Below are 6,042 nucleotides of genomic sequence, written 5' to 3'. Positions count from 1 at the left end.
TAGCAACCATGAACGCTCAGACAAAATGGAACGGAACCATCTTCGCATGGCCATCAATTAGAAAAGACCTAATCGCTTACTTTGAAGATCGATTTAACCAAACTGACACAGTTTAGTGAACACTCCCTTTTTTACACATTTTTGGAACATAAAGTGTGATTAATGTTTTTTGACAGAAATATTCTTGCTCAACTTCAAGCTTGGACTGCACGTCCAACCCCAAAGCCTCTTTTGCTAAAAGGTGCTCGGCAGGTAGGCAAAACCTCCTTGCTGAAATGGTACGGTCAGACCTATTATTCAAAAACAGCTTACTTCAACTTTGATCGGCAGCCTGATCTGAAGCAGTTTTTTGAACTGACCAAAGACCCACTCCGAATCATTCAGAATCTCTCCCTCGTGGTGGGATTTTCAATTGAGCCAAAAAACACACTGATCATTTTTGATGAGATCCAAGAATGTAAGGAAGCCCTGAACTCCCTTAAATATTTCGAGGAACTGGAAGAGTCCTTCCATCTTGTTGGTGCAGGATCGCTTTTGAGAGTCACTTTAGGAAATTTCTCTTCCTTTCCTGTGGGAAAAGTTGATTTTTTAGAATTATTCCCACTGACATTCATGGAATTTTTGTCTCAAAAGGACTCAGAGATGGCTAACTATCTGGAGTCTATTCAGGCAATAGAGCCAATACCTGATTATTTTTTCAATAGGATTTTGGAGAGCTTTCGTCTTTATATGATTTCGGGTGGAATGCCCGAAGCTGCCAAAGAATTGGTCGAAAGCGCTGATTTGCAACGAGTGGAGGACCTATTGGACAACATCAATCAGGCGTATGAGTTGGATTTTTCCAAACATGTACCTGCTAGAGATATTCAAAAAATCAACTTTATCTGGAATTCAATTCCCTCACAGCTGGCCAAGGAAAATAAGAAATTTCTCTACCAGGTGGTCAAACCCGGTGCCCGAGCAAGAGAATATGAAGATGCCCTCACGTGGTTGATTCAGGCAGGTTTGGTTTATAAAGTCAACCGAGTGACTAAGGTCGGTGTACCGCTGTCTGTCTATCAGGATCTTAACGCTTTTAAGATTTATTTTCTTGACATGGGGTTACTGAGGCGCAAGGCTCGACTTCAGCCAGCTGCTATTCTCAATCCGACCGAACTCTTTTCTGAATTTAAAGGGGCTTTGGCCGAAAATTACGTGCTACAGTCTTTGCTGGTTCAGTTTGGCGAATTGCCATCCTATTGGACTTCTGATGGAAAAGCGGAAGTCGATTTTTTACTTTCTTACCAAAATGAAATCCTACCAGTTGAGGTTAAATCCGGTGAGAATACCCGTAGTAGGAGCCTTTCTGTTTATGATCAGGAAAACAACCCCCGAGTAAAACTCAGGTTTTCGATGAAAAATCTGATCAATCAAGATGGACTGATCAATATTCCACTTTTTATGGCGGACCGTACTCGTTATTTATTGGACTTGGTATGAGCCCATTAGTGGAAAAGTGGTCTAGAATGAAGTAATTGAAAGGCCATTTAAGTCATTTCTCAAAAGAGCTAAATTTTAAAAAATCACAGGTTAAGTTCCGATTATGTGATTTTTTTCACGTTTTCGGAACTTAACCTGTGAATTCTACTCTTTTGTCTGCCTACTTGACCTTTTCTTGCAAAGGATCCACCCCAATCATCTCCCAATGTCCCAAAGCAATCGGAATCCCTCCGATGGCGTTCAGCTGATCAAAAAACTCCCGAAGCTTGAATTCTTCGCCTTTTTCTTCCTTGACTCGGGCATAGTCTGCGAGGGCATTTTCCAAGAGGTATTTGCCGGTGATGTAGCTTGTTCCATACCCAGGCTGTCTCATGTAGAGGTGTTGCTCAAAAAGCAAAAGCTCCTTTTCTGTCTTCATCCAGCCTCTAGGCGTGTAGTTGGAGTGAATTCCTCCCGCCTCGACCATGGTCATTTCGTTGGCTTGCGCATAGAGTGAGCCTAGACCTCTGGCAGCTCGCTGGGCAATCATGATGTATACAATTTCACGGGACCTTGGAGAATTCTGATATAGCCCTGCATCCATAAACATCTCCTCCACTGCTGTGGCAGTTCCTTCATTTCTGCTGTCGAAAATGTTATAAAGCAAAGCACCTTTTCGAATCGGACTCACATGCGGTTCATTGTCCATAATAGCCAACTCAAACCAATGGTAAAAGTGCGAATACAGCGGAAGCGGATCGATGTGCATTCCGATGGTGAAGAAATTCCGCTTTTCTTTGGGGATAAAACTTCCCCTATGCTCTCTCAAAGCTGGTTCAAAGTAATCTTTAACGGTAACAATTTCTTGCTTTTCCAAAAAGGCCATGAATTCCTGAATGGACTCTTCTGTGAGTTTTTCGAAATCTTCAGGCGTATTGGCCTCCGGAAGCTGGGGAAGGTTTCGGTTTTGGTGTTCTTCTAATTTCAGCGAATTCCAAGCACGTGCAAGTTCTCGCTTCAAAATCATCACTTCATCCTCCCAAGTCAGCGGCACCAAGTGGACGTTTTGCAGGTACCAGGTATAGTTTTCCTTACCGATACCGGAGGGCTCGGTTTTGTTAGGCGCTTCGGCGTGAAGCCAACTGACAAGGTCTTTGGTAGAGAGGGATGCCGACTGGATGGCTTCTACCAGTTCGCCATCTTCATTTACACCGGGCAGATCCAGCAATGAGGCTAGATCTTCCACTTGTTGTTCGATCGTTGGAATTCCTGCTTCCCAAAGTTCTTTGGCATTGCCGGTCAGGTTTTCTTTTGCCTGGGTATTCAAGGCTACGATGGATTGAATTTTTGCAAGAACGCTTGCTCTTTCTTCTGAGCTTAAGGGAAAAGAAAACTGCCAAACCTCTGTCACTCCATGGTGCGTAGGGCCTTCGTGGTCAGGTACATCACTCCGCTCCATCCAGATCGATTTGTAAAAAGCAGGATCGCGTTCCCATGGCTTCAGCACCCGGTAGTTAAAGTCGAAGCCGTTCATTTCAGCCCATACAATTCGCCAGTCTACCTGCTCGGCAATAGTCCAGCCAGCGGTGTCCATGCTCAGAAGTTTTTCCCGAAGGACTTCGAAATCCGCCATTCTTTTCTCAAAAGTCGCCTTTCGGTAATCCGGAGCACCTTCCCAAGTAGGAGGCATTTCAAAGGCCCTCCATTCTGAAAATAAAGAGACTAGATCTGAATGGGTGGCGGGGAGCTTTGAAATAGAGTTGGTTGATGGGTCAGCAGCACCTTTACAGCTCAGTAAAAAGCTGAAAATACAGCCAAAAAGGAAATAGTATGTCGTTCGCATGGCAATGGAAAAGGAGACAGTCTGAAAGATAATCTCTTGCCAAGCAGAATCCAACCCAAGAAATTAGGATAAACTATTCAGTAAATTGACTCCATCCCATGGAAGGGGAGATAAAAACCTTTCAGGACTACGTTGAGGTTTTTTATTTCCCTCAGTTCCTGTAATTTTGGGCTTCTTTTACAACGAATCAATACTCTAGTTTATGGCATATTTATTTACCTCAGAGTCAGTGTCTGAGGGTCATCCTGACAAAATCGCTGACCAAATCTCTGATGCGCTGATTGATAACTTTTTGGCCTTCGATCCCAGTTCCAAAGTAGCTTGTGAAACCCTCGTGACTACCGGTCAGGTGGTCTTAGCAGGTGAAGTAAAATCCAACACCTACCTTGACGTGCAGAAGATCGCCCGTGATGTGATCAATCGAATCGGCTATACCAAGAGTGAATACATGTTTGAAGGCAACTCTTGCGGTGTACTATCTGCCATTCACGAGCAGTCAGCTGATATCAATCAGGGTGTAGAGCGTAAGAATCCTGAAGAGCAAGGTGCAGGTGACCAAGGGATGATGTTTGGCTATGCCACTAACGAGACCGAAAACTACATGCCGCTTGCCTTGGATCTGTCTCACATGATCCTCCGAGAGCTGGCTGCACTCAGAAGAGAAAATAATGAGATCACGTACCTCCGGCCAGACTCCAAATCTCAGGTGACGATAGAGTACAGTGACGATAATGTGCCTCAGAGAATTGATGCCATCGTAGTTTCTACTCAGCACGATGACTTCGATGCGGAAGAGGCTATGCTTGCCAAAATCAAATCCGATATCATCAACATATTGATTCCTAGAGTAAAAGCTAAACTTAAGCCGGAGCTTCAAAAGCTTTTCACTGATCAAATCACTTACCATATCAACCCAACCGGCAAGTTCGTAATCGGTGGTCCTCATGGTGACACCGGTCTGACCGGAAGAAAAATCATCGTGGATACCTACGGTGGCAAAGGTGCTCACGGCGGTGGAGCTTTCTCTGGAAAAGATCCATCAAAAGTTGACCGCTCAGCAGCTTATGCTACCCGACACATTGCCAAAAACATGGTGGCTGCGGGTGTAGCCGACGAAATCCTGGTTCAAGTGTCTTACGCAATCGGTGTGGCTAAGCCAATGGGTATCTACATCAATACCTACGGCACGGCCAAAGTGAACCTGACCGATGGCGAAATTGCCAAGAAGGTGGAAGCTATATTTGATATGAGACCTTATGCTATCGAGCAGCGACTGAAGCTGAGAAATCCGATCTATGAGGAAACTGCAGCTTATGGCCACATGGGCAGAGCAAATGAAGTGGTGACCAAAGTTTTCAAATCACCATATCAAGAAGCAAAAACGGTAGAAGTGGAGCTTTTCACTTGGGAAAAGCTGGACTTCGTCGACAAAATCAAGGCTGAATTTGGCCTATAAGCAGAAAGCCCCGAAGCGATTCGGGGCTTTTTTGATTGAATTTAAAAAATTTCATTTCCTCAATCTTTGAATCACTTTATAGAATTTGTCGGTTTATTTATGATCACCTAATATTTAAAATTTTATTTTATTAGTTCTACTTTGTTTTTTAGATATTTTTTTTTAGGCTTAATTGACGTCGTAAATAGTTCATTAATGAATCAATTCAAACCTAAATTCAATCAAAAAATGAAAAAAAACTTCCTTATTTTAATTATGGGTCTTTTTGGCTCCGTGATGGCCCCGATTAGTAGTTCATTCGGGCAAGTAGAAGAGGCTGCCTTAGCTTTAGCTCTTTATGAGGTAATTGATAGTAATTGTGATGATAAACGAACAGAAGGTACACTTCAAACACGTTGCAAGGATGGGGCATGTGTGACAGTAAGTTGTATTTCATTTAGAAAAGCATGCAGTACCGTTGATGATTGTCAGTAATTATTTAAGGGCCCATTTACTTTGGGCCCATTTTATATTCTTTCTATTGTTTTCAGGTTGTCAACCTGAAAAGAAATTTTCAATTGAATCAAATATTGCTGCGATTGAGAGTAATATTTTTATTGATACGATATTGATTGCGCCATCTCAATCATCTCAAATTGGTTTTTTCCAAGTTAAAGAAGATGCCATTTTCTATGTGGATCAGGCTTATGGATTCGTAGAAGAATTTAATGTTGAAGGGCAATCAAAAGGAATGAAAAAGCGCGAGCTGGACGGCCCCGAGGAACTCCAGGGGATTTCGGAGTTAATTCCAACTAAAACTGGGTTTATAATCCGACATGAATGGGTATTTTATCATTATGGTAAAGATTGGGATTTTTCGAGAAAATCTGTTCTCCAATTTCCTTCAGAGGAGAGTTATGATGAACTGATGGACAATCCCAAAGGGGAATATATCGGGATTTATGAATTACAGAATTACAATGGGAGGACAGTTGAGCTACCCGATGGAGGCTTGATAACCAAATTGGATGTAGAACATCCGATTTTCAATGCCTTTATCTCTCGAGATTATTATCGTGCTGCTAGGATTTTAGGGAAAATTGATCTGTATTCCGGCGAAGTCAAGGAAATTAGGCTCAATAGACCGGCTAGTTATGAAGGGTTCAGCTTTGTTCCTTTTCACAACAAATTTGATTATACGGTAACTACCACAAACTTAATCTACGTCACGCATGAGATAGATTCCCTTATCTACGTTTATGACAGGGATTGGAAATTGAAAGAGACCTTTGGCTCGGCTTGAATA

At 42.7% G+C, this 6,042-nt stretch carries 5 protein-coding genes; 4 read left to right on the top strand and 1 reads right to left on the bottom strand.

Annotated elements, in window-relative coordinates; genetic code table 11:
* Positions 1–162 precede the first annotated feature (162 nt).
* Positions 163–1,479: an ATP-binding protein gene (locus tag ACFPIK_RS11940; RefSeq protein ID WP_377915512.1), complete on the top strand. Its 1,317-nt coding sequence runs from the start codon at positions 163–165 to the stop codon at positions 1,477–1,479.
* A 160-nt stretch (positions 1,480–1,639) separates the two neighbouring features.
* Here the strand turns inward: ACFPIK_RS11940 and ACFPIK_RS11935 are convergent, their stop codons facing one another.
* A complete protein-coding gene (locus tag ACFPIK_RS11935; protein ID WP_377915510.1) occupies positions 1,640–3,301 on the bottom strand; it encodes a hypothetical protein in 1,662 nt (553 codons plus the stop codon).
* A gap of 202 nt (positions 3,302–3,503) precedes the next feature.
* Here ACFPIK_RS11935 and metK point away from each other — a divergent pair, with 202 nt between their 5' ends.
* The 3 genes from metK to ACFPIK_RS11920 all read left to right on the top strand — a co-directional run bounded on the left by metK (position 3,504) and on the right by ACFPIK_RS11920 (position 6,039).
* On the top strand, positions 3,504–4,757 hold the full coding sequence (gene metK / locus ACFPIK_RS11930) for a methionine adenosyltransferase (protein WP_377915508.1): 1,254 nt from the start codon (positions 3,504–3,506) through the stop codon (positions 4,755–4,757).
* 195 nt (positions 4,758–4,952) lie between these two features.
* On the top strand, positions 4,953–5,231 hold the full coding sequence (locus ACFPIK_RS11925) for a hypothetical protein (RefSeq protein WP_377915506.1): 279 nt from the start codon (positions 4,953–4,955) through the stop codon (positions 5,229–5,231).
* Positions 5,232–5,487: 256 nt separating this feature from the next.
* Complete coding sequence (locus ACFPIK_RS11920; RefSeq protein ID WP_377915504.1) at positions 5,488–6,039, top strand: hypothetical protein; 552 nt, start codon at positions 5,488–5,490, stop codon at positions 6,037–6,039.
* The last annotated feature ends 3 nt before the right edge of the window (positions 6,040–6,042 follow it).

The organism is Algoriphagus aquatilis, from assembly GCF_042657405.1.
Taxonomy (GTDB): domain Bacteria; phylum Bacteroidota; class Bacteroidia; order Cytophagales; family Cyclobacteriaceae; genus Algoriphagus; species Algoriphagus aquatilis.
The sequence above is the reverse complement of the archived record's forward strand: the minus strand, read 5'-3'. Positions and strand labels throughout refer to the sequence as shown.

Excerpts from the sequence above, each read along its gene's own strand:
- ACFPIK_RS11920 (WP_377915504.1), top strand. The coding sequence starts at position 5,488 with ATGAAAAAGCGCGAGCTGGACGGCCCCGAGGAACTCCAGGGGATTTCG.
- ACFPIK_RS11935 (WP_377915510.1), bottom strand. The coding sequence starts at position 3,301 with ATGCGAACGACATACTATTTCCTTTTTGGCTGTATTTTCAGCTTTTTA.
- ACFPIK_RS11940 (WP_377915512.1), top strand. The coding sequence starts at position 163 with ATGTTTTTTGACAGAAATATTCTTGCTCAACTTCAAGCTTGGACTGCA.
- ACFPIK_RS11925 (WP_377915506.1), top strand. The coding sequence starts at position 4,953 with ATGAATCAATTCAAACCTAAATTCAATCAAAAAATGAAAAAAAACTTC.
- metK (WP_377915508.1), top strand. The coding sequence starts at position 3,504 with ATGGCATATTTATTTACCTCAGAGTCAGTGTCTGAGGGTCATCCTGAC.